The organism is Stella humosa (genome assembly GCF_006738645.1).
In the GTDB taxonomy this organism is placed as follows: domain Bacteria; phylum Pseudomonadota; class Alphaproteobacteria; order ATCC43930; family Allostellaceae; genus Allostella; species Allostella humosa.
The window spans coordinates 161,225-182,944 of sequence record NZ_AP019700.1 but is presented as its reverse complement, the minus strand read 5'-3'; the positions used below and the strand labels follow the sequence as shown (position 1 = coordinate 182,944).

Below are 21,720 nucleotides of genomic sequence, written 5' to 3'. Positions count from 1 at the left end.
ATGGACCCGCTGATCCTGGCGCGCATCCAGTTCGCCGCCAACATCTCGTTTCACATCCTCTTCCCCACCATCACCATCGCGCTCGGCTGGGTGCTGGTCTTCTTCAAGCTGCGCTTCAACCGCACCCGCGACCTGAAATGGATGGACGCCTACCATTTCTGGGTGAAGGTCTTCGCCCTCACCTTCGCGCTGGGGGTCGTGTCCGGCATCACCATGAGCTTCCAGTTCGGCACCAACTGGCCGGGCTACATGGAGCGCGTGGGCAACATCGCCGGTCCGCTGCTGGCCTACGAGGTGCTGACGGCCTTCTTCCTGGAGGCGGTGTTCCTCGGCATCATGCTGTTCGGCTTTCGCCGGGTGCCGGCCGGCGTGCATACGGCCGCCACGCTGCTGGTGACCCTGGCCACCACGCTGTCGGCCTTCTGGATCCTGGCGCTCAATTCCTGGATGCAGACGCCGGCCGGGTTCGAGATGCGCGACGGCGTCGCCCATGCCACCGACTGGCTGGCGATCATCTTCAACCCGTCCTTCCCGTACCGCCTGGCCCACATGCTGCTGGCCTCGGGCTTGACGGCGGCCTTCCTGGTGGCCGGCATCTCGGCCTATCGCTGGCTGCGGGACGACCGCGAGCCGGCCGTGCTGGCGGCCTTGCGCACCGGCGTCGTCCTGGCCGCGATCCTGATCCCGGTGCAGATCTTCGCGGGCGACCTGCACGGCATCAACACGCTGGAGCACCAGCCGCAGAAGGTGGCGGCGATGGAGGGCAACTGGCAGACCGGGCCGAACCGCCCGCTGCTGCTGTTCGCCTGGCCGGACGAGGCCGCGCGCGCCAACCGGTTCGAGATCGGCATTCCGTCCGGCGCCAGCCTGATCCTGACCCATCGCGCGGACGGCGTCGTGCCGGGCCTGGACGACTATGCCGGCCGGCACCCGCCGGTGGCGCCGGTCTTCTTCGCCTTCCGCGTCATGGTCGGCCTGGGCCTGCTGATGCTGGCGGTGTCCTGGCTGGGCGCGCTGCTGCTGTGGCGGCGGGGCCAGGTGCCGCGCTGGCTGGCCCGCATGCTGGTGGCGATGACCTTCTCGGGCTGGGCGGCGACGCTGGCCGGCTGGTACGTGACCGAGATCGGCCGCCAGCCCTGGCTCGCCACCGGCGTGCTGCGCACGGCCGACGCGGTATCCCCGGTCGCGACCGTGTCGGGGCCGATGGTCGCCTTCACGCTGGCGGTCTACCTCGTCGTCTATGCGGTGCTGCTGCTGGCCTATGTGGCCACGCTCTTCCTGCTGGCGCGCAAGGGTGCCAAGCCGAAGGAGATCGAGACCGGCCCCGCCCCCCATCCCACCGCCTTCGCGCCTGCGGAGTAGCCGCCATGTTCCACGATCCCGCCCAGTTCCACGACCCCGCCCAGTGGCTGCCGCTGGTCTTCGCCGGGCTGATGGGCCTGTCGATCCTGATCTATGTCGTGCTCGACGGCTACGACCTCGGCGTCGGCATCCTGTTCCCGGCCGCCGACGAGGCCCAGAAGGACCGCATGATCGCCTCGATCGGGCCGTTCTGGGACGCCAACGAGACCTGGCTGGTGCTGGCGGTCGGCCTGCTGCTGGTCGCCTTCCCGGTCGCCCATGGCGCCATCCTGGGCGCGCTCTACCTGCCGGTCGCGGTCATGCTGGTGGGCATCGTGCTGCGCGGCGTCGCCTTCGAGTTCCGCGCCAAGGCCGAAGCCGGCTGGAAGCCAGCCTGGGACCGCGCCTTCTTCGCGGGCTCGCTGCTGACGGCGTTGAGCCAGGGCTTCATGCTGGGCCTCTACGTCATGGGGCTGGAACACAGCCCGGCCACGCTGGCCTTCGCGGCCGTGACGGCGGTCTGCGTCGCGGCCGGCTATGCCTTCGTCGGCGCCGGCTGGCTGATCATCAAGACCGACGGCGAACTGCAACGCCGGGCAGTCGCACTCGCCCGGCTGGCTCTGGTGCTGACCACGGTCGGGTTCCTTGCCATCTCGGCCGCGACGCCGCTGGTCTCGCCGCGGATCTTCGCGCGCTGGTTCTCGATGCCGGAGATCCTGCTGCTGGCGCCATTGCCGGCCATGGCGGCCGTCCTGCTGGGCACCGTCTGGCTGGTGCTGGGCCACCTGCCCGATAGCCGCGACCGCTTCGGCTGGGTCCCCTTCGCGGGCGCGGCCGGCATCTTCGTGCTGGCCTTCGCCGGGCTCGCCTATTCCTTCTACCCCTTCATCGTGCCGGACCGGCTGACCATCGTGGCCGCCGCGGCTGCACCCGAAAGCCTGATGATCATCCTGTGGGGCACGCTCTTCGTGCTGCCGGTGATCCTGGGCTATTCGGCGCTCAGCTACTGGGTGTTCCGGGGCAAGGCGACCGACCTGCGCTACGACTGAAGCCGGTCAGCGCAACAGTTCGCCGTCCGCCGCCGCCGATGCCGTCAGGCCGTGCGCGGCCAGCATGGCTGCGACCTCCGTCGCCGACATCGGATCGGTGGCCGAGCTGTATTCCCGGCCGGGCGCATCGGCCGACGGCGGCAGGGCCAGTTCGGGCAGCATCGGCCGGATCAGGTGGAACCCGCCATGGTCGACGGCGCGGCGCGATTCCTCGGCCGAGATCAGCACCTCGTGCAGCTTCTCGCCCGGCCTTATCCCGGTCGTGACCATGGCGATGGGGCGGTCGCCGATCAGCGCGCGGGCAACGTCGACCATGGCCGCCGACGCCACCCGCGGCACCAGGATATCGCCCCGGCCGGCATGGCGCAGCGCCAGGGCGATCGCGTCCACCGCCGCGTCGAGCGACAGCAGGAACCGCGTCATGGCCGGGTCGGTGATAGTCAGCGGCCCGCCGGCGCGCACCTGCTGGAGGAACAGCGGCACCACCGACCCGCGCGAGGCCAGCACGTTGCCGTAGCGCACCAGCAGGACCCGGGTCTGCGGCAGGGCGAGCTGGGCTGCGATCATCAGGCGCTCCTGCAACGCCTTGGTCATGCCCATGACGTTGACCGGCTCGACCGCCTTGTCGGTCGACACGCCGATCACCGCCTCCGGCGGGCGGGGCGCCTGGGCCACCGCCGTCATCAGGTTTTGCGGGCCGACGACATTGGTCATCGTCGCCTCGTGGGGAAAGTATTCGCAGGTCGGCACCTGCTTCATCGCCGCGGCATTGACGACGATGTCGATGCCGTCCAGCGCGCGGGCGACGCTGTCCTGGTGCCGAATGTCGCCGATACGGAATTGCAGCATGCGCTGGAAGTTGGCGTAAATGATCTCGTCGGTCGGCCGGGGCAGGCCGGCATAGGCGACCCGCATCTCATGCTGCTTGGCCTCGTCGCGCGACAGGATGACGATGCGCTCCGGCAGGCCGATGTCGCCCGACAGCAGGCGGCGGGTCAGCACCCGGCCGAGCGACCCCGTGCCCCCCAGCAGCAGCACGCGCTTGCCGGCGAATTCCCCCATCATCCCCGCTCCCGCAATGCCGCTTCGGCCGGCGCCAGGTAGGCGTCGGGATAGAACGCCACCGCCGGCGGCAGGTGTTCGACCGGGGCCCAGCGCGGCGGCTCGGCCAGCCGGGTCGCGTGCAGGCGCAGGAAGAACTCGACCCATGCCTCGGCCGTGCCGTCCCATGGCAGCAGCCAGGTGAACGGCCGGCCGGCGCAGCGCTCGCTCAAGGCGCCCAGCGCGCTGGCCACGATGGGCAGGCCGGCCTCCATCATGTCGGTCAGGGAATAGGACCAGGTCTCCGGCACCTGGGCCGGATGCCAGCCGACATGGGCGCCGATATGGCCGAACAGGTCGGGCAGCCGGCCATGGTCGGCGGCGGGATGGATCGTCAGGACGTCGTCCGGCAGCGCCGGCAAGGGGCCGAGCGCGCCGGCCACATGGAAACGGATCGGCAGCCGGCGCGTGCGCACGATCCGCGCGGCCTCGGCCACCACCTGGCTGCCCTTGATCGGGCCGATCGTGCCGACCAGCAGCACGCGCAGCGGCTCGCCCGGCCGCAGCCCGACCGGCATCACCCGATGGCTTTCCGGCGCGGGGCGCGCCCAGTGGGCGGCGCAGACCAAGGGCAGCCCCGGGGCGATGCGGGCGACGCGGTGGGCCATGTCGCGCGAGATCGCCACCACCCGCCCGGCCGTCGTCACGATCGGGCGCGGCGACGCCCGGATCAGGGTGGGCTCGCGGGCATCGACCAACCCCTCGCCGCGGAAGCGGCCATCGGCGTCCCCCAGATGGGGCGGCGTGGCGAAATGGTCGTAGTCGACGAGCGTCACGTCGTAGGGCAGGCCCAGGTCGGCGACCAGTTGCGCCGCGTGCTCCTCGAACCCCATGACGTGGAAGACATCGACCCGCACGAAACCGGCCCGGCGCAGGGTGTCGACCAGCCGCCGATAGTGGTGCGACAGACGGAAGACGACGCCGTGGCGCCCCTCCGCCGCCGACAGCGACAGGCGAATCTCGCCCGCCGCCGAGCCGAAGGCGAAGACCGGCACGGCGCGGCCGCGCAGCAGCGCGCCCAGGCGTTGCAGATGCACCAGCGTGCCGCCGCCGAAATCATGCGCCAGGAACAGGATACGCGGCAGCTCGGGGCCGCCGGCATCGGCGAGCGCGCGCACGACGGCGGCATCGGCATCCGCCCCGTGCGGCGCCGACAGCGACTGCCCGGCCGCGGCATCGCGGATGTCAGCGCGCCCCGGGACGGTCTCCGGGGGGTCCTGTCCCGGCAGCGTCGCCACCAGCGCCAGTGCATCGAGGCAGGCGCGGTCCAGCGTTGCCGCGTCGACCAGGGCGATGCGCAGTGCCAGGGCCGCCCCCCGGCGCAGCAGGAAATCGGCGACGGGGATGCCGTCGCCGGCCGGCTCAGCCAGCAGGACCATGTCCGCATCCCGGCGCGCCTGCAGCACCAGTGCGGCACGCACCCGATCGGCTGCCGGCAGGCGGTCGGCGCGCACGAAGAGGAGCCATTCCGCCGTCGTGTCTTCCACCGCCCGCCGCACCGCCGCGGCACCGAAGCCGCCATGCAGCACCTGCCGCGGCCGGGGGTTCCAGCCTTGCACCGCCGCCGCCGCGGCGGCCGGCGGGGCCATCCCGTCCGGTGCCATCAGCACGCAGGCCAGGTCCGCCTGGTCCCGGAGGTCCGCCAGGCGGCGGTCGATATGATCGACCACGCCGGGATAGGGCGCCATGTCGTCGCGATGGCGCAGCAGGAAACCGACCTCGCTGCCTTCGTAGGCCGCCATCCGCGCCGGCGGCAGGTGGCTGAAGGCATGGACGAAAAGCCGCTCGGCCTCGCGCCGGTGGGCCGGGTGGTGCGACCCCTGCTCGGGGTGCAGGCGCTGGCGGACATCGGGGGCGGCCACATGCACGAACGGCACCCGGTGGGCCATGCGCAGCCACAGGTCGTAGTCCTGCGTCGTCGGCAGGCCGGGGTCGAACAGGCCGACCTCGTCGAACACCGCCCGCGGGATCAGCATGGCGCAGCCGTTCAGGTCGCGACGCATGATGGCGTCGAGCGGCCGCGCGGCGAGATTGGTCCCGGCCAGCGACCGGTAGCCGACGGTCGTCCCCTCCGCGTCCATCGTCTCCACGTCGCCGACGACGACCGCGCGCCGGCCGGCGCTGCGCCATGCCGCCACCTGGCGCTCCACCTTGCGCGGGCGGTAGAGGTCGTCGTGGCTGAGCCAGCTGAAGAGTTCGCCCCGCATGGCGGCGATGCCGAAATTGAGCGCGCTGCCGACCCCGCCATTGGGCTTGGCCAGGTAGCGGATGCGCGAGCCGAAGGCGGCTGCGACCCGCCGGGTGGCGCCCTGATCGGTCGACCCATCGTCGACGACCAGCACCTCGATATCCCGATAGGTCTGCCCAAGCGCGCTCTCGATCGCCTCCGCCAGGTAGTTGGCACCGTTGAAGACGGGAATGACGATCGAGACCAGCGGCGCCGCGGCCATGGCGTTCTCAGGCTCGGTCGTCATGCGCGGTCGGGGACCGTGACGGCAAGGCCCGCCTGGCGCAATGCCCGGGCCAGGGCGGCGTCGCCCGGCCACCGGCCCAGCAGGGCGCCGCGCGTGCAGCGGGTAGCCTGGACGAGGGCGCGCAGCATCCCGACATCCCGCGCGGCCGCCAGCACCATCGGCGGGGTGTCGTCGCCAGTGGCAACCAGGATGTCCCCGTCGCTGCGAACGGCGGCTTCGATGGCGACCTCGCCCATCGGCAGGGCATGTCCCGCGGCCCGGGCCAGTCGCAGCCCGTCGGCCGCCGGCGGCCCGACCAGGAGCACGGCGCCGGCCCCGGGGGCGACGAGCCGGCCGAGCCAGCCCCACAGCCGTGCGCCATCCGCGTCCGCGGGCCCCTTCCCCCCAAGGCCGAGGCGCAGCACGAGGTCGACCAAGTCGCGCATCATGGCCGAGCGGCTCTCGGCCGGGAGAGATTGCAGGTGCGCGGCCGCCCCCGGCCCATCCAGCGCCGGGTGCGGGGCCAGCCCGGTCGCCAGCCCGACCCGCAGGAAATGGCGCAGTGCCTCCGGCCGTGGTTCGGACCAGCCGAGGTGGCGGCGGCTGTACCAGGCGATGTCGAATGCCGCGCAGGGGTCGCGGCCGGCCGCCGCCCCCTCCTCGACGAAATCCACCAGCGGGCAGCGATTGCCGCTGGCCAGGACCGGGGCCGACGCGATGTACCGGCTGGTCGAGAACCAGGGATTGGGGTCCCGACCCTCCTTCCAGCCGCTGTCCAGATAATGCCCGGCAGGGTCGACGCGCGGCCCCAGTTCCGGATAGCGCCCCCGATACCAGTCGCCGTCGATCAGGGCCAGGAGCAGGTCATCGCCGTCAAGGTCCTCGCCATCCAGCATGTCGAGCATCAGGCGCGAACGGATGGCGGGCGGGGCGGCCTGTATGCGCAAGGCCGTTTCCGGCCGATCCAGCAGCGGGTGCGGCGCCAGGCCGGCATCGAGCCCCTGGCGCAGGAAATGCGCCAGCGCGGTCGCGGCCGGCGCGCCATCCAGATACCGCCTGGCGTACCACGCGCTCCGGAATCCACGGCTCGGCTCCGCCCCGGCCGCGGCGCCGCGCAGCACGAAATGGAGGACGGGACAGATGCCCTCGATGGCGACCGCCGGCTGGCGCGCCAGATAGTAGCTGGTCGAGAACCACGGATTGGGGTCGCGGCGCTCGCGCCAGCCCGAGCGCAGGTAGTGCAGGCGCGGGTCGACCCCGGCCCGCGCCACATCCGGATAGGCCGCCAGGTACCAGCGGCTGTCGACGAGCGCCTGGGCCGGGCCCAGGTCGGCCTCGCGCTCGGCGATGATGGTGCGGATCAATGCCTCGCGGGCGGACGGGTCGGCCGCTGCCAGCCGGGCGGCGACCGCGGGTTCGTCCAGGGCCGGGTGCGGCACATGCCCGGCGCGGGCGCCCTCGGCCAGGAAATGCACCAGCGCCAAGGCGCCGGGCTTCGGCTGGTCGAGGTAGCGGCGGGCGTACCAGGCGCCATCGAACCAGGGATGCGGCGACAGGCCGATGGCGGCCCCCCGGCGGACGAAATGGACCAGTGGACAGACATCCGCCACCCCGCTGACGGCGGCGTAGTAGCGGCCGATGAACCACGGGTTCGGGTTGCGCCCCTCGCGCCAGCCCTGTTCGAGATAATGGCGCAGGCGGGCCGGGTTGCCGGCGGGCAGGAACAGCCGGCCGATCAACTCCCGGTCGGCGAGGGCATCGTCGGTCATCGCGGGCTCCCGACCCTGTCTCGGACGGCCATCGCCCGACGATAGTTGGCGGCGATGACGGGGGCGTTCGTCCGCGCGTTCCAGCGCTGCGCCACCGTCGCGCGATTGGCGATGGCGGCCTGGTCGACCAGCGCGTCGTCGCCGGCCGCGCGCGTCAGGGCGGCGGCCAGGGCAGCGGTGTCGTGGGGCGAGGCCAGGAGGCCGGTGCGGCCGTCCTCGATCCATTCGTCGGCACAGGACGTCGTCGCCAGTATCGGAAACACGCCGGTCGTCATGGCTTCCAGCAAGGTCGTGGTGATGCCGTCGGAAATGCCGCTGCCGACGACGATGCGGGCGCGGGCCAGACGCAGCAGCGCCAGCCGATGGCTGTCGATCCGGCTTTCGCAGACGATGTCCAGCCGGTCCCGTCCGGCCATGACCGCCGCCATCGCCCGGACCTCCGGCGAGGCCAGGGTGATGCGGATCGCGTAGCGCCGCAGGGCATCCGCCGCCAGGTGGATGGCGGCCAGCACATGCAGCCCGCGGCCGGCCCAGCCATGATAGCCCTTGACCACGATCTCGCCGCGGCCGGACGGCAGGCCCAGTTCGGCCGGCTCGGGAAAGCCATCCAGGTCCATGCCGCCCGACGCCGGGATCGGCGGAACGACCCGCCCGCGGAAGCCCGTGGCCCGGAAGATCGCAATGTCGCGGGCGCATTCGGCGACATAGACGTCGACCAGTCCGACCAGGGCCTCCAGCCGCGACCGGTGGCTCCCGATCTTGCGATAGAGGTAGACGTCGCTGCCCCAGTTGGACAGCATCCAGGGTGGCATCGCCGGCCCCAGCGCCTGGCGGACGGCCAGGCAGGCATAGCCGGCGAGCTGGATCTCCATCGAATGGACGACATCGGGCGCCAGGCGCTCGATCGCCGCCGCAAGCTGGCCGGCGCGCAGAATTGGGACCGACGGCGGCAGCCAGCTCGGCCGCCATGGTCGGTAGCCGATCCCGCGATCGAACGCGGCGACGGCTTCCCGATCCAGGGCGTCGACGACGAACAGGCCGGGCTGCCGGTCGGACAGGCCGTCCAGGTCCCGGGTGTCGCGGATCGGCCGGGCGTCGGCCAGTTCTGGCACGAGGGCGCCCCCGGTCACCGGCAGCAGCACGATGCGCATGCCCTGGCCCAGCGCCAGGCGCACCCAGCGCGCGGTATGGATGCTGTCGGCCATCGCCACCACCAGCACACAGGGCATGGCCTTGTTCCCGGCGGGCGGCGTGGCTGGCGCGACAGATGTCATTGCGGCCGATCCAGCACCGGCGCCAGGGCCGACCGCAATTCGTCCGCGAACCGCCGGGCATCGAAGGCGGCGTTTTCCAGGCGAACGGCCTCGGCCGTCGACCAGTCGCCTTCCGGGAACTGGATCGCGACCAGGGCGGGCACGCCAGCCTGGGCCGCCTCTGCCAGGCGCAGGTGCCGGGCCCCGCCGCTGGCGATCGCGCCATAGAGGGCGGCCCCCGCGAAGAGCGGGCGGGCGGGGTCGGCCGCCGTGGCGGCAACCCGCATGTCCACCTTCAGCCGAGTGTCGAAATGGAAGGCGTTCCAGGCCAGGGCCACGTCCTCGCGGGCGACGTCGCACACCCGGATGCGCACGCGCGGCAGCCAGTTCGTGCACCAGTAGAGCGCCGAAAGGACCAGCAGGCCGCGCCCGGCCGCCGACTCCGTGCCGTCGAGGAGCAGCACAGGTGGCCCGGAAGATGGCGTCACGCCGCACCGCCGGCCGCGGGATATAGGCCGCTGGCGGCGGCGTCGGCCGCCATTGCCGCCACCATCTCCGGCCAGTCCGGGGCGGCCCAGCCGGTGGCGGCGGCGAAGCCGCTGCCGTCCAGCCGCCGGTCGCAGAAGAAGGCGTCGTCCGGCTGCACCGCGGTCGGCCGCGCGAAGGCCGCGGCCAGCAGCCGCAGCAGGTCGTGCTTGGCGATGGCGCCCGCCGCGACGTGCCAGAGGCCATCCATAGCCGGGTGCTGCTGCAACAGGCGGGCGGTCAGTCGGGCCAGTTCCAGGGTCGAGAGGCCGGTGAAGAAGGCCCGCGTGAAGCCACCCACCGGACCGGCACCCTGTGCCAGGAACCACTCGACAAGGCCATGCCGCCCATCCAGTTCGCGCCCGACGATCGAGGTGCGCAGGACCAGGCAGCCGGGCAGCGCCGGCTCGCCCAGCAGCTTGCTGCGGCCATAGAGATCGGCGGGGGCGGCGGGATCGGATTCGCGATAGCCGCCGGGGCCGCGCACCCCGCCGGCCGTGCCGTCGAAGACGCAGTCGGTGCCGTACTGCACCAGGCGGACCCGGCGCTCGGCGCAAAGCCGGGCCAGCCGGTGCGGCAGCAGGGCGTTGATCGCGACCGCGCGCTCGGTATCCGCCGCGCCCAGCCGCTGCTTCACGACGCCGGCCGCGTTGAGGACCGCATCGGGCCGCACCCGGTCGAGCAGGCGGGCAAGGCCGGCGGCATCCTCGACATCGCAGCCGGGCTCGATCGCGACCCCGGCGATCGCCCGCGGCCAGCGGCCGGCATCGCCGCGGAAGGCCGCCACGGTATCGAAGTCGCCCGCCAGTACCCGGGCCAGCATGTGGCCCAGCATGCCGGTCGCCCCCAGGATCAACACCCGCACCGACCGGCCCTCAGCCCGCCGCCGCGACGCCGGGCGGCAGGCGCCCGGTGACGATCCGCAGCACCGTGTCGCTGACGGCGGGCACCCGGTACTCGGGCGGCACCTGCCAGCGCGGCCGGCCGTCCAGGGCGATCGCGACCGCGCGCAGGATCGCCTCCATGTCGCAGCCGGTCAGGTGGTTGGACCCGGTCTCCACCGTCTCGGGCCGTTCGGTGGCATCGCGCAGCGTGACGTTGGGCACGCCCAGGATGGCGCATTCCTCCTGCACCGTGCCGCTGTCCGACAGCACGCAACAGGCCCCCTTGGCCAGGGCGACGAAGTCCGCGAAGCCGAAGGGCGGCAGGAAGCACACGCCGGGGGGTGCGGCGATGCCGCCCGCCCGCAGCCGGTCGGCGGTGCGCGGATGGGTGCTCAGCACCAGCGGCATGCCGTGCCGGGCGGCGAGCGCGCCGAAGGCCGCCACGAAGGTCGCCAGGCGCTGGCCGTCGTCGGTGTTCTCGGCCCGGTGCAGGGTCGCCAGGAAATACTGGCCGGCTGCCAGCCCCAGCCCGGCCGCCGCATCCGACCGGGCGATGCGGTCGGCATGGGCCGCCAGGACCTCGCCGATCGGGTTGCCCACGACATGCACGCGGTCGACGGCAAAGCCCTCGCGCAGCAGGTTGGTGCGGCTGCGCTCGCTGTAGGGCATCAGCACGTCGCTGACCGAATCGACGATGCGGCGGTTGACCTCCTCGGGCACGCGGGGGTCGAAGCAGCGGTTGCCCGCCTCCATGTGGAATACCGGGATGCCCAGGCGCCGCGCCACGATGGCCGACAGGGCCGAGTTGGTGTCGCCCAGGATCAGCACGCGGTCCGGCCGCTCGGCCAGCAGCAGGTCATGCGTGCCGGTCAGGATGCGGGCGATCTGGCGGGCGAAGTCGGGCTCGACGATGCCCAGGTGATGGTCGGGCTGGCGCAGGCCCAGCTCGTCGAAGAAGCGGTCGGACAGGGCCGGGTCGGCGTTCTGCCCGGTATGGACCAGGACGTGGGCGACATGCCGGTCGAGCCGCGGAATGATGCGGGACAGGCGGATGATCTCCGGCCGGGTGCCCAGCACCGTCATGATCTTCATGGCCCGACTTTCATGGCTCGCCAGCCCGTCAGACGGCATAGCCGCGCCAGTCGAACCGCTCGCGATCGCCGCGCCACCAGGCGATCGTGCGCGACAGGCCCTCTTCCAGCGACACGCGCGGCCGCCAGTCCAGCAGTTGCCCGGCCAGCCGGTTGTCAGAGCATAGCCGGTCGACCTCGCTGGCCGCCGGCCGCATGCGCTCGGCCGCCGCCACGATCTCGCACGGCTGGCCGACCAGCGCGATGATCCGTTCCGCCAGTTCGCCGATGGCGATGTCCTGCCCGGTGCCGAGGTTGATCTCGCGGCCGATGACGCCGTCGGCCAGGGCCGCCCGGATCATCCCGTCCACGGTATCGTCGACGAAGGTGAAGTCGCGCCGCGGCGTCAGCGTGCCGAGGCGGACCGGCCCGCCCGCCAGCGCCTGCTGGATGACGGCCGGGATGACCGCGCGCGGCGACTGGCCCGGCCCGTAGGTGTTGAACGGCCGCACGACGACCGCCGGCAGGCCGAAGGCGCAGACATAGCTTTCCACCAGCTTGTCGGCCGCGATCTTCGAGGCGGCATAGGGCGACTGCCCCTTCAGGCGGTGCGTCTCGGCCATCGGCAGGGTGACGGCACTGCCGAACACCTCGCTGGTGGAGGTATGGACCAGCCGGCGGATGCCGGCCTGCTGGGCCGCCTCCAGCACGTTGAGCGTGCCCAGCGCATTCACGTGGAAGGTGTCGCGCGGCGCCTCGTAGGAATAGGGAATGGAGATCCGGGCAGCCAGGTGGAACACCGTGTCGACGCCGTCGGTCGCGCGCGCCACGCTTTCCACGTCCATGATGTCGCCGCGATGCACCTGGACCCGGTCCGCCGCCGCCGCGACCAGCGCCTTCAGGCCACCGACATTGCCCTCGGCGCCGTAGCGGACGAAGGCGCGGACCTGCCACCCGGCGGCGACCAGGCGCTCGGCCAGGCGGCTGCCGATGAAGCCGCCCGCTCCCGTCACCAGCGCCAGGCGCCCCTCGGCCGGGACGGGCCGGTCGACCGGCGGCTTCATGGCACGCTGCCCAGCCGGAAGGATTGCGCGCGCGCCAGATCCTCCGGCCGGCCGACATCGATCCATTCGCCCCGATGGGCATAGGCGACGACGCGGCGCCCGGCCGCGAGCAGCCGGCCCATCAGGTCGGGCATGTCGATCCGTTCCGCCGGTTGCAGGTACGCGCGCATGCCATCCTCGATCATGTAGCAGCCCATCGCGACTTGGTGGGTCGTCTCCGGCTTCTCGCGATAGCCGACGATGCGGCCGGCGGCGTCGGTCTCCAGCACGGCGGTCGGCAGCCGGTGGACGCGCTCGACGGCCGCCACCGTGGCATCGGCCCCCGCCTCGCGGTGGCGGGCCAGCATCGCACCCAGGTCGAGGTCGCAGAGGATGTCGGCATTGACGACGAACAGCGTACGCTGCCAACCGCCCAGCAAACCAAGCGACCCCGCGGTGCCCAGCGGCCGGTCCTCCAGCAGGTAGCGGATGCGCACGCCGTAGCGGCTGCCGTCGCCGAAATAGGCCTGGACGAGCGGCGCCAGGTAGCCGACCGACACCGCGATCTCGCGCACGCCCTGGCGCGCGATCATCTCGATGACATGCTCGAGGATCGGCCGGTCGGCCACCGGCACGAGCGGCTTGGGCAGGAATGCGGTCAACGGATCCAGGCGCGACCCGCGGCCTCCGGCCATGACCAGAGCTTCCAGCATGCTAGTGGCGATTCCCCCGCTGTCGGCCGGAACCTAGCGGCCGGCCGCGAGCCGGCGCAAGGATTGCGGCCACCCGCGCCTAGGCTTCGGTCAAGGCGGCGTGGACCTTGGCGGCGAGGTCGCGCAGGCGATAGGGCTTGCTCAGCAGGCGCGCATCGGGATCGAGCCGGCCGCCATGCACGATCGCGTTCTCCGTGTAGCCGGACATGAAGAGGACCGGCAGGCCGGGGCGCAGCCGCTGGGCCGCCGTCGCCACCTCGCGGCCGGTCATGCCGCCCGGCATCACCACATCGGTCAGCAGCAGGTCGACCGCCTCGCCGGCTTCCAGCCGGGCCAGTGCCGCCGGCCCATTCTCGGCACCCAGCACGCGATAGCCCAGCGCATCGAGCTGGGCCTCGACATGGCGGCGGACCAGGTCATCGTCCTCGACCACCAGGACCGTCCGGTTCTCGCCGCGTGGCAGATGCTGCTCGGCGACGAGGGTATCGGACGCGGCAACGTCGTCGATGGCCCGCGGCAGATAGAGGCGGATTGTCGTGCCGCGCCCCTCCTCGCTGTAGATCTTCACATGCCCGCCCGACTGGCGGACGAAGCCGTACACCATGCTGAGGCCAAGCCCGGTGCCTTTGCCGACCGGCTTGGTCGTGAAGAACGGCTCGAAGGCGCGCCGCACCACCTCCGCCGGCATGCCGGCGCCGGCGTCCGAGATCGCCACCATGATGAACTGGCCGGGCTGGGCATCCTCGTTGGCCGCGGCATAGGCCTCGTCGATCTCGATGTTGGCGGTCTCGATCGTGACCGGCCCGCCGTCCGCCATCGCGTCGCGCGCGTTCAAGGCCAGGTTGAGGATCGCGGCCTCGAGCTGGGCCGGGTCGATCAGCACGTCCCACATGCCGGGCGCCAGCGCCAGGTGGATGTCGTACTGCTCGCCCAGCGACCGCCGCAGCAGCACTTCCACCTGGGTGATGAACGGATTGACCTGGACACGCCGGGGTTGAAGGGGCGTGCGCCGGGCGAAGGCCAGCAGGCGACCGGTCAGCTCGGCCGCCGCCTCGGCCGCGCGCAGCACCAGGTCCAGCCCGGCACGGACCTCCGGCGCGGCATCGGCACGTTCGGCCAGCAGCTCCGAATTGCCGATGATGACCGTCAGCATGTTGTTGAAGTCGTGCGCGATCCCGCCGGTCAACTGGCCGATCGCATCCATCTTCTGGGCCTGGCGAAGCTGCTCCTCGGCCAGCTTCTGGGCGGTGATGTCGAGGCGGATGCTGACCCAGCCGCCGTCCGACGTCCTACGCTCCAGCAGGTGGAACCAGCGACCGTCGGCCCAATGGAGCTCGGCGTCCGTCCGGCCCAGGCGGAATTGCGCCAAGCGTTCCTCGATCCACGCCTCGCGTCGCCCGGCGGCGGCGGTGTCCAGGCCGAGGTCGGCCGCACGCGTGACCATGTCCGTGATGGTCATGCCCACGCTGAGCGGCAAAGGACCGGGCGCATTCTCCAGCCACTCCACCCCGTTGGCCAGGACCAGCCGTTCGTCGGCATCGAAGAGGCGGAAGCTGCCGGGGAAGACCGCGATCGCATCCGTCAGCCGCGTCCGGGCGGCGACCGCCGCCTCCTCGGCCCGCCGACGATCGGCGATCTCGCCCTCGAGCACGGCGTTGGCCGCAGCCAGCCCCGCTTCGCTGTCCCGCCGCCGCCGCCACTCCCGCCGCAGGCTGAGCCCCAGCAGCGCCAGCATCGTCGAGGCCACGATCCAGCCGACGACGACGATCCAAAGCGTTCTCCACCACGCAGCCGCCACCTCGTCGACCGCTTCGCTGGCGACGATGACGAGATCGGGGTTGGCCGCCATGCGGCGGAAGCCGATCAGGCGATGCTTCCCGTCGAGCGGGCTGATTTCCTCGATCGTGCCGCTGTCAGCCGACGCCAGGGCCTCGCTGAACAGCCGCATGCCGCTCAGTCGCTGGCCGGTCGCGCCCTCGACATAGGGGTTGCGCAGCAGCAGGATGCCGTCCCGGCGGAGCAGGCCGATGGAGCGGCTGTCGCCCGCATCCTCCACCCGCCACACCTGCTCCAACTGGCGCGACTGCACGGCCAGCACGATCACCCCGGCGAAGGTTCCGTCCGGACGGCGCCACGGAGCCACGACGGGCACGATCCAGGCGTCGCTGACGCGGCTTCGGACCGGGGCGCCGACCTGGACGGCCTTGTCGGGATTGTCCCGCACGATCTGGAAATACTCGCGGTCGGACAGATCCATCCCGAAACTGTCGCGCCCGTCATAGATCACGCGGCCGTCGAGCCCCAGCACCCAGACGCCGGAGAATGCGGGCAGGTCGGCGATCAGCCGGCGCAGGCTGGCGCTGACGGCCACGGCATCGGCCGCGGCGACGGGATCGAGCGAATTGATGCGCGCCGCGATGGTGCCGAACAGTGTGCCGGCGGCCCGGAACGTGTGGCCCGTCTGTTCCTCGACGATCTGGGCGAAGGAACGGACGAGCCGCTCGGCACCGCCCATGGCCTGCTGGCGCAGCTGGATCAACAGCCCGCCCAGCACGGCGATGGACACCAGCACCCAGGAGGCGGCAATGACAGCGACGAGCCAGCCCCGCGGCCGTCGGCCAGCCGAGCCTTGTCCATTCTGTGTCCTGGCGGGTCGCGTGCGTCCCGCTGCTGCCATCGTCCCTGCCCTCTCGACGACCGTCCGGGGTCCCGGCTGTCCTCCAGCCGGCAGGTACGGTGCCGATCGAAAAACTCAACCGAGGATATCGCGCAAGCCGGATGATAGGGGCGTTGGCATCCGGCGCAAAGCCACTTCCCTTTCCGGGCCAGTGCCGCGACTGTGGCGGCCGGATCTACGGGAGCCCCCGCAAATGAATGATCGAGACCAGGACCGACCGCTCCGCGGCAAGGTGGCACTCGTGACCGGCGCCGGCCGCGGCCTGGGCCGGGCATTCGCCGAGCGCCTGGCCGCCATGGGGGCGGCCATCGCCGTCCACGGCATGCGCGAGAACGGGCCGGCGGAATTCGGCGAGGGCACGACCCTGACCGCCGTCGCCGAGGAAATCGCCGCGGCATACGGCGTGCGCACGCTGCGCCTGCTGGGCGACCTGACCCAGGCGGCCGACATCGCCCGCGTCATCGACACGGCGACCGCAGCCCTGGGGCCGATCGACATCCTGGTCCACAATGCCGGCGGCGACATCGCCGCCCGCGGCGGCAAGCCCGACCCCAACGATGCCGTCTTCATCCGCGAGGAGGACGTGCGCGCGGTGCTGGACCGCAACCTCGTCAGCACCATCCTGACCTGCCAGGCGGTCGCCCGCGGCATGATGGAGCGCCGGGGCGGCCGCATCGTCACCATCGGCTCGACCGCCGGGTCGCGCGGGCGCACCAACGGCTCGATCTATGCCGTGGCCAAGGCGGGCGTGAACCATTTCACGCGGTGCCTGGCCGACCAGCTCCGCCCCTACGAGGTGACGGTCAACTGCATCGCCCCGGGCGAGACGCGCACCGGCCGCTTCCTCGGCACGCGCGCGGTCGACGAGCGCCGGATGGTGGAGGAGGGCACGCTCGACCGCGTGGCGACGGTGGACGAGGTGGCCCGCCTGGTGGACGTCTTCGCCGGGCCGCTGGGCGCCTTCGTGTCGGGGCAGGTGCTGCGCGTCGACGGCGGCGGCCAGGGGTGGCCCGCCTAGCCGGCCGGGGCAGTCGACGATGAAGCGCGCCGGCAACTGGACGGTCGCCGCCGGCGGCCTGGCGGCGACCCTGATCGGCAACGGCATCGGCCGCTTCGCCTATACCCCGCTGATCCCGGCCCTGATCGCGGCCGGCTGGTTCTCGCCGGCCGACGCCGTCTATCTGGCGGCCGCCAACCTGGCCGGCTATCTGGCGGGGGCGCTGGGTGCGGCACGCCTGGCCCAGGCGATGACCGGGACGCTGGCGATCCGGCTGGCCGCCGTCGCCACCATGGCCAGCCTGGCCGCCTGCGCCTGGCCGCTGGGCTTTGCCTGGTATGCCGGGTGGCGCTTCCTGGCCGGGGTGACCGGCGGGGTGCTGATGGTGCTGGCCGTGCCCGCCGTGCTGGCGCTGACGCCACCGGCGCGGCGCGGCCGGGCGGCCGGCGTCGTCATCACCGGGGTCGGCCTCGGCATGGCCATCGCCGGCGCGGTCGTCCCGGCCATCGCCCAGATCGGCCTGACCTTCGTCTGGCTGACCCTCGCCGCCGCGGTCCTGCTGCTGACGATCTGCGTCTGGGTGACGATCCCGCCCGACGCGCCGATCCCGGCCGTCGCCCGGACCGGCGCCGGCCGCCTGTCGCCGGCCCTGCGCCTGCTGCTGGCGGCCTATGCCTGCGACGCGCTGGGCTTCATTCCCCACACCGTCTTCTGGGTCGACTACATCGCCCGCGGGTTGGGCCGTGGACTGGAAACGGGCGGCGCCTTCTGGATCGTCTTCGGCCTCGGCGCCGCCTGCGGCCCGTTCCTCGCCGGCACCGTCGCCGACCGCGCCGGCCTGGGACGCACCTTTGCCGCCGGCATGGCGCTGAAGGCGGCCGGCGTCGCCCTGCCGCTCGTCTGGTCGGCCCCGGTCGGGCTGCTCGTCTCGTCCATCATCGTCGGCGCGCTCGTCAGCGGCACCACCACCCTCTGCTCGGCCTGGGTCGCCGAGCAGGCGGGGATGACGGCCCATCGCCGGGTCTGGGGCTGGATGACAAGCGCCTTTGCCGTGGCCCAGGCCGGCGGCGCCTGGGGCATGTCCTACCTTTTCGCCACGGCCGGGAGCCACCGCCCGCTGTTCCTGATCGGCGCCGTCGCCCTGGCGGGCGGCGCGGCGCTGGCCCTGGCATCGGCGCGCAGCCAACGCGCCGCCCCCACCTGACCACCGGGAGACGATCGATGACCCGCAAGCTCTACGAACTGGTCGGCGCCGACCCGACCCGCCGCTTCAGCCCCTTCTGCTGGCGCAGTTGCCTGGCGCTGGCCCACAAGGGGCTGGATTTCGAGACCGTGCCCTGGCGCTTCGGCGAGACCGAGCGGCTGGCATTCGCCCATCACGACAAGGTGCCGGTGCTGGTCGACGGCGAGCGCGTCGCATCCGATTCCTGGGCCATCGCGGAGTATCTCGAGGCCAACTACCCCGACCGCCCCGCGCTGTTCGGCGGCGCGCTCGCCACCATGCGCTTCGTCTCGGCCTGGGCGGACGGCATCAACCCGGCGCTCGTCCGCCTGATCGTCAGCGACATACCGGCGGTGCTGGGGGCGGCCGAGCAGGACTATTTCCGCAGCAGCCGCGAGAAGCGATTCGGCATGCCGCTGGAGGCGGTGACGGCCGATCGCGAGCAGCGCCTGCCGGCCTTCCGTGCCCTGCTGCAGCCCTTGCGCGCGACGCTGGCCGCCCAGCCCTATCTGGGCGGCACGACACCCGACTATGGTGACTACATGGTCTTCGGCAGTTTCCAGTGGGCGCGCTGCGTCAGCCCGTTCCGGCTGCTGGCCACCGACGACCCGGTCCATGCCTGGCGCGAACGCATGCTGGACCTCTATGGCGGGATGGCCCGCCTGGTGCCGGCCTTCCCGCATTGACGCCAACCCATGGCAGGGGCGACGCTTGCCGGCCACAACCCGAGGGGGGCTTCGCGCCATGACCGACCAGCCGCTGATGCAAGGCTTTCCCCCGCCACCCGCGGGCCAGGTGACGCTGGCGAACTGGCGCACCCCGCCCTTCAACCGCTGGGCCTTCCAGCACGTCCGCGAGATCGTGCCGACCGCCGACATCGCCAACGATCCCGACCGGGTATGGCGGCTGCCGTCGGCGCCGGCCGACCTGTCGGACGTGACGGTGGCGGGGGAAGGTGGGGCCATCGACTTCCCACAGTTCCTGGCGGCGACCGATACCGACGCCCTGGTGATCCTCCATCGCGGCCGCGTCGTGTGGGAGAGCTATGCCAACGGCATGACCGCCACCACGCCGCACATCCTGATGTCGGTCTCGAAGTCCGTGCTGGCGGTGCTGGCCGGCATCCTGGCGGCCCGTGGGCAGCTCGACCCGGCGACACCCGTCACCCGCTACGTGCCCGAGCTGGCCGGCGGCGCCTATGACGGGGCAAGCATCCAGCACCTGCTCGACATGCGCGCCGGCATCGGCTTCGACGAGGACTACCTGGCCACGTCCGGCCCGATCATCGAATACCGCAAGGCGCAGAACTGGAACCCGCTGGCGCCCGGCGACCGGCCGTCCGACATCCGCAGCTTCATCGCCACCATGGCCGACCGCGACGGCCCCCATGGCGGCCGCTTCCACTATGTCTCGCCCAATACCGACCTGCTGGCCTGGGTCATCGAGCGGGCGGGCGGCGCGCCCTATGCCGAGCTGGCCAGCCGGCTGCTGTGGCAGCCGATGGGGGCGGCCCGCAACGCCTACATCACGGTCGACCGGCTCGGCGGCGCGCGCGGCGCCGGCGGCATCTGCATGACGGCGACCGACCTTGCCCGCATGGGCCAACTGCTGGTCCAGGGCGGCCGGCGCGACGGCGACCAAGTCGTCCCGGAAGCCTGGATCGACGATCTGGTGGCCGGCGGCGAGCGCGCGGCCTGGGACGCAGGCGACTTCGTCGGCTATTTCCCCGGCCTGCCCATCCACTACCGCAGCAAGTGGTATGTGCTGCACGGCCCCTCGCCGCTGCTGTTCTGCGTCGGCGTCAACGGCCAGAACCTGTTCGTCGACCGGGCGAACGAACTGGTGATCGCCAAGCTGTCCTCCCACGCCCAGGCCATGGACACGGGCCGGATCGCGCTGACGATGCAAGGGGTGGACGCCATCCGCCGCCACTTCGCGGCCGCCTGAACACCGATCAGGCCGTCTCGCGCGGCGCCAGGGCCGCGGCCTCGACCCGGATGCGGTGGCCGAGCAGGCCAGCGTTCAGGACCGAGAACAGGACGGCCACGGGCCAGTTGCCGAAGGCCAGCGGCAACACCGCCACCTCGGCCGCCACGATCCAGTAGTTGGGATGGCGGACGAGGCGGTATGGGCCGGCGCGGACCAGCGGTGCCCCGTCCAGCGTGACGATGCGGGTCGTCCAGAAGCGGCCCAGCGTCGCGATCACCCAGGCGCGGCCGAGCTGCAGCAGGGCGAACAGCGCCAGCAGGCCCCAGGCCGGCGGCCGGTCGAGCGGGGTCGTCGCCAGGATCGCGGCCAGCCAGCCCGCATGCAGCAGCACGAAGAGCGGGTAGTGGCCGCCGCCCACCTCGCGCCCGCCCGCCGCCAGCAGCCGGCGCGTGTTGCGGCCGGCCAGCCACAGTTCCGCCAGGCGCTGGGCCGCGACCAGCGCCAGCACCCAGGGCAGCGCGCTGCCGGTCAGCCATTGCAGCACGCTGCCGGTCATCGGCCGAGATCAAGCATTAGCATGCCGGCGGTGAAGCCCGGCCCGAGCGCCGTCATCAGGCAGCGACCGCCGATGCCGGGACCGCGACCCGTCCTGGCCTCGTCCATCGCCGCGCGCAGGACGAAGAGCACCGTCACCGAAGACATGTTGCCATGGTCGCGCAGCACGGCGCGGGCATGCCGGAGGTCGGCCGGCCGCAGTTCAAGGCAATCGGCCAGCGCGTCCAGCACCTTCGCCCCGCCGGGGTGGCAAAGGAAGCCGTCGAGCCCGGCCCAGGGGACGGCGTGGCGGGCGAGGAAGGCGTCGACCGCCGGCCGCAGGCACTGGCGCACCAGGGCCGGGATCTCGCGCGAGAACACGACCTGGAAGCCCTCGTCATCCAGCTCCCAGCCCATCACGTCGATGCTGCCGGGCCAGGTATGCTCGCCCCAGGGGCCGAGCGGGACGCCCGGCGGATCGTCGTCGCGGCAGGTGACGATGGCCGCCGCCGCCCCGTCGCCGAAGAGGGCGGTCGCAACGATGTTGGTGGGCCGGCGATCGTCGCGCCGAAAGGTGAGGCTGCACAGCTCGACTGCCAGCAGCAGCACGCGCGAACCGGGTGCTGCCCGCGCCAGGGCGGCCGCGCGCGCCAGGCCCAGCACCCCGCCCGCACAGCCCAGCCCGAAGACCGGCAGGCGCTGGACGTCGGCGCGGAAGGGCAGGCGGGCCATCAGGCGGGCGTCGAGCGCGGGCGTCGCGATGCCGGTCGAGGACACCGTCACCAGCATGTCGATGTCCGATGCCGCCAGCCCGGCCTGGTCGAGCGCGGCCGTCGCCGCCTCGGCCAGCAGCGCCACGGCATGGTCGAGGAAGAGCCGGTTGCGCTCCGCCAGGCCGTGCGGGCGCGCGAACCATTCGAGCGGCACGCAGGACCGGCGCTGCCGGATCTCGGCATGGCGATAGACGGGCGCCAGATGCTGGAACCCGCCGCCGGCCTCGGCGAAGATGGCCGACGCCGCCTCGGCGACCGCCTCCTGGGCCAGGAAATGGCGCGGGACGGCGGTCGCCAGGGCGACCAGCCGGGGCTCGCTTGCAGGCTCGTCTTCCAGGCGCATGTGCGATCCCAGTCCGCCCCCCGGCCCGACCACAGGACGCCAAC

The 21,720-nt window shown here is 72.4% G+C and carries 18 protein-coding genes; 6 read left to right on the top strand and 12 right to left on the bottom strand.

Annotation, left to right across the window (positions count from 1 at the left end; genetic code table 11):
- Complete coding sequence (locus STVA_RS00860) at positions 1-1,362, top strand: cytochrome ubiquinol oxidase subunit I (protein WP_123689981.1); 1,362 nt, start codon at positions 1-3, stop codon at positions 1,360-1,362.
- Between the two features lie 5 nt (positions 1,363-1,367).
- On the top strand, positions 1,368-2,390 hold the full coding sequence (locus STVA_RS00855) for a cytochrome d ubiquinol oxidase subunit II (RefSeq protein ID WP_123689982.1): 1,023 nt from the start codon (positions 1,368-1,370) through the stop codon (positions 2,388-2,390).
- Positions 2,391-2,396: 6 nt separating this feature from the next.
- Here the strand turns inward: STVA_RS00855 and STVA_RS00850 are convergent, their stop codons facing one another.
- From STVA_RS00850 to STVA_RS00805, 10 genes are all read right to left on the bottom strand, one after another.
- The gene (locus STVA_RS00850) at positions 2,397-3,455 is read right to left on the bottom strand and encodes a polysaccharide biosynthesis protein (protein ID WP_245978327.1); all 1,059 of its coding nucleotides are present in this window, start codon (positions 3,453-3,455) and stop codon (positions 2,397-2,399) included.
- Positions 3,452-5,965 carry a glycosyltransferase gene (locus STVA_RS00845; RefSeq protein WP_123689984.1) on the bottom strand — a complete coding sequence of 838 codons (2,514 nt, stop codon included), beginning with the start codon at positions 5,963-5,965 and terminating at the stop codon, positions 3,452-3,454. Before STVA_RS00845 ends, STVA_RS00850 begins: the two co-directional genes overlap by 4 nt.
- Positions 5,962-7,713 (bottom strand): hypothetical protein, encoded by a 1,752-nt coding sequence (locus STVA_RS00840; protein WP_123689985.1) that lies wholly within the window; start codon positions 7,711-7,713, stop codon positions 5,962-5,964. Before STVA_RS00840 ends, STVA_RS00845 begins: the two co-directional genes overlap by 4 nt.
- Positions 7,710-8,942 (bottom strand): glycosyltransferase, encoded by a 1,233-nt coding sequence (locus STVA_RS00835; RefSeq protein ID WP_148071373.1) that lies wholly within the window; start codon positions 8,940-8,942, stop codon positions 7,710-7,712. Before STVA_RS00835 ends, STVA_RS00840 begins: the two co-directional genes overlap by 4 nt.
- 41 nt (positions 8,943-8,983) lie before the next feature.
- Positions 8,984-9,454: a hypothetical protein gene (locus STVA_RS00830; protein ID WP_142235606.1), complete on the bottom strand. Its 471-nt coding sequence runs from the start codon at positions 9,452-9,454 to the stop codon at positions 8,984-8,986.
- Complete coding sequence (locus tag STVA_RS00825) at positions 9,451-10,356, bottom strand: dTDP-4-dehydrorhamnose reductase family protein (RefSeq protein ID WP_123689988.1); 906 nt, start codon at positions 10,354-10,356, stop codon at positions 9,451-9,453. Before STVA_RS00825 ends, STVA_RS00830 begins: the two co-directional genes overlap by 4 nt.
- A 10-nt stretch (positions 10,357-10,366) precedes the next feature.
- Positions 10,367-11,467 (bottom strand): non-hydrolyzing UDP-N-acetylglucosamine 2-epimerase, encoded by a 1,101-nt coding sequence (gene wecB, locus STVA_RS00820; protein ID WP_123689989.1) that lies wholly within the window; start codon positions 11,465-11,467, stop codon positions 10,367-10,369.
- A 28-nt stretch (positions 11,468-11,495) separates the two neighbouring features.
- Complete coding sequence (locus tag STVA_RS00815; protein ID WP_123689990.1) at positions 11,496-12,509, bottom strand: SDR family NAD(P)-dependent oxidoreductase; 1,014 nt, start codon at positions 12,507-12,509, stop codon at positions 11,496-11,498.
- A complete protein-coding gene (locus tag STVA_RS00810) occupies positions 12,506-13,201 on the bottom strand; it encodes a sugar phosphate nucleotidyltransferase (protein ID WP_123689991.1) in 696 nt (231 codons plus the stop codon). The genes STVA_RS00815 and STVA_RS00810 overlap by 4 nt, the downstream gene beginning before the upstream one ends.
- A 79-nt stretch (positions 13,202-13,280) precedes the next feature.
- Positions 13,281-15,773: an ATP-binding protein gene (locus STVA_RS00805; protein ID WP_170216473.1), complete on the bottom strand. Its 2,493-nt coding sequence runs from the start codon at positions 15,771-15,773 to the stop codon at positions 13,281-13,283.
- Positions 15,774-16,071: 298 nt separating this feature from the next.
- Between STVA_RS00805 and STVA_RS00800 the strand changes: the two genes are divergently transcribed.
- The 4 genes from STVA_RS00800 to STVA_RS00785 are packed head-to-tail and all read left to right on the top strand — an operon-like array spanning position 16,072 to position 20,044.
- Positions 16,072-16,896, top strand: a complete 825-nt coding sequence (locus STVA_RS00800) for an SDR family NAD(P)-dependent oxidoreductase (RefSeq protein ID WP_123689993.1) — start codon at positions 16,072-16,074, stop codon at positions 16,894-16,896.
- Between the two features lie 19 nt (positions 16,897-16,915).
- Complete coding sequence (locus STVA_RS00795) at positions 16,916-18,079, top strand: YbfB/YjiJ family MFS transporter (RefSeq protein ID WP_123689994.1); 1,164 nt, start codon at positions 16,916-16,918, stop codon at positions 18,077-18,079.
- Positions 18,080-18,096: 17 nt separating this feature from the next.
- A complete protein-coding gene (locus tag STVA_RS00790; RefSeq protein WP_123689995.1) occupies positions 18,097-18,783 on the top strand; it encodes a glutathione S-transferase family protein in 687 nt (228 codons plus the stop codon).
- 58 nt (positions 18,784-18,841) lie between these two features.
- Complete coding sequence (locus tag STVA_RS00785; RefSeq protein WP_197735758.1) at positions 18,842-20,044, top strand: serine hydrolase domain-containing protein; 1,203 nt, start codon at positions 18,842-18,844, stop codon at positions 20,042-20,044.
- A 7-nt stretch (positions 20,045-20,051) separates the two neighbouring features.
- Here the strand turns inward: STVA_RS00785 and STVA_RS00780 are convergent, their stop codons facing one another.
- Both STVA_RS00780 and STVA_RS00775 read right to left on the bottom strand, forming a co-directional pair.
- Positions 20,052-20,582: an isoprenylcysteine carboxyl methyltransferase family protein gene (locus tag STVA_RS00780; RefSeq protein ID WP_123689997.1), complete on the bottom strand. Its 531-nt coding sequence runs from the start codon at positions 20,580-20,582 to the stop codon at positions 20,052-20,054.
- Positions 20,579-21,676: a type III polyketide synthase gene (locus STVA_RS00775; RefSeq protein ID WP_123689998.1), complete on the bottom strand. Its 1,098-nt coding sequence runs from the start codon at positions 21,674-21,676 to the stop codon at positions 20,579-20,581. The genes STVA_RS00780 and STVA_RS00775 overlap by 4 nt, the downstream gene beginning before the upstream one ends.
- Between the last annotated feature and the right edge of the window lie 44 nt (positions 21,677-21,720).

What these genes read in the sequence shown, in the direction of transcription:
- STVA_RS00860 (WP_123689981.1), top strand. Translation starts at nt 1, where the DNA reads ATGGACCCGCTGATCCTGGCGCGCATCCAGTTCGCCGCCAACATCTCG.
- STVA_RS00780 (WP_123689997.1), bottom strand. Translation starts at nt 20,582, where the DNA reads ATGACCGGCAGCGTGCTGCAATGGCTGACCGGCAGCGCGCTGCCCTGG.
- wecB (WP_123689989.1), bottom strand. Translation starts at nt 11,467, where the DNA reads ATGAAGATCATGACGGTGCTGGGCACCCGGCCGGAGATCATCCGCCTG.
- STVA_RS00795 (WP_123689994.1), top strand. Translation starts at nt 16,916, where the DNA reads ATGAAGCGCGCCGGCAACTGGACGGTCGCCGCCGGCGGCCTGGCGGCG.
- STVA_RS00775 (WP_123689998.1), bottom strand. Translation starts at nt 21,676, where the DNA reads ATGCGCCTGGAAGACGAGCCTGCAAGCGAGCCCCGGCTGGTCGCCCTG.
- STVA_RS00810 (WP_123689991.1), bottom strand. Translation starts at nt 13,201, where the DNA reads ATGCTGGAAGCTCTGGTCATGGCCGGAGGCCGCGGGTCGCGCCTGGAT.
- STVA_RS00800 (WP_123689993.1), top strand. Translation starts at nt 16,072, where the DNA reads ATGAATGATCGAGACCAGGACCGACCGCTCCGCGGCAAGGTGGCACTC.
- STVA_RS00790 (WP_123689995.1), top strand. Translation starts at nt 18,097, where the DNA reads ATGACCCGCAAGCTCTACGAACTGGTCGGCGCCGACCCGACCCGCCGC.
- STVA_RS00850 (WP_245978327.1), bottom strand. Translation starts at nt 3,455, where the DNA reads ATGATGGGGGAATTCGCCGGCAAGCGCGTGCTGCTGCTGGGGGGCACG.
- STVA_RS00855 (WP_123689982.1), top strand. Translation starts at nt 1,368, where the DNA reads ATGTTCCACGATCCCGCCCAGTTCCACGACCCCGCCCAGTGGCTGCCG.
- STVA_RS00815 (WP_123689990.1), bottom strand. Translation starts at nt 12,509, where the DNA reads ATGAAGCCGCCGGTCGACCGGCCCGTCCCGGCCGAGGGGCGCCTGGCG.
- STVA_RS00785 (WP_197735758.1), top strand. Translation starts at nt 18,842, where the DNA reads ATGACCGACCAGCCGCTGATGCAAGGCTTTCCCCCGCCACCCGCGGGC.
- STVA_RS00845 (WP_123689984.1), bottom strand. Translation starts at nt 5,965, where the DNA reads ATGACGACCGAGCCTGAGAACGCCATGGCCGCGGCGCCGCTGGTCTCG.
- STVA_RS00835 (WP_148071373.1), bottom strand. Translation starts at nt 8,942, where the DNA reads ATGCCCTGTGTGCTGGTGGTGGCGATGGCCGACAGCATCCATACCGCG.
- STVA_RS00840 (WP_123689985.1), bottom strand. Translation starts at nt 7,713, where the DNA reads ATGACCGACGATGCCCTCGCCGACCGGGAGTTGATCGGCCGGCTGTTC.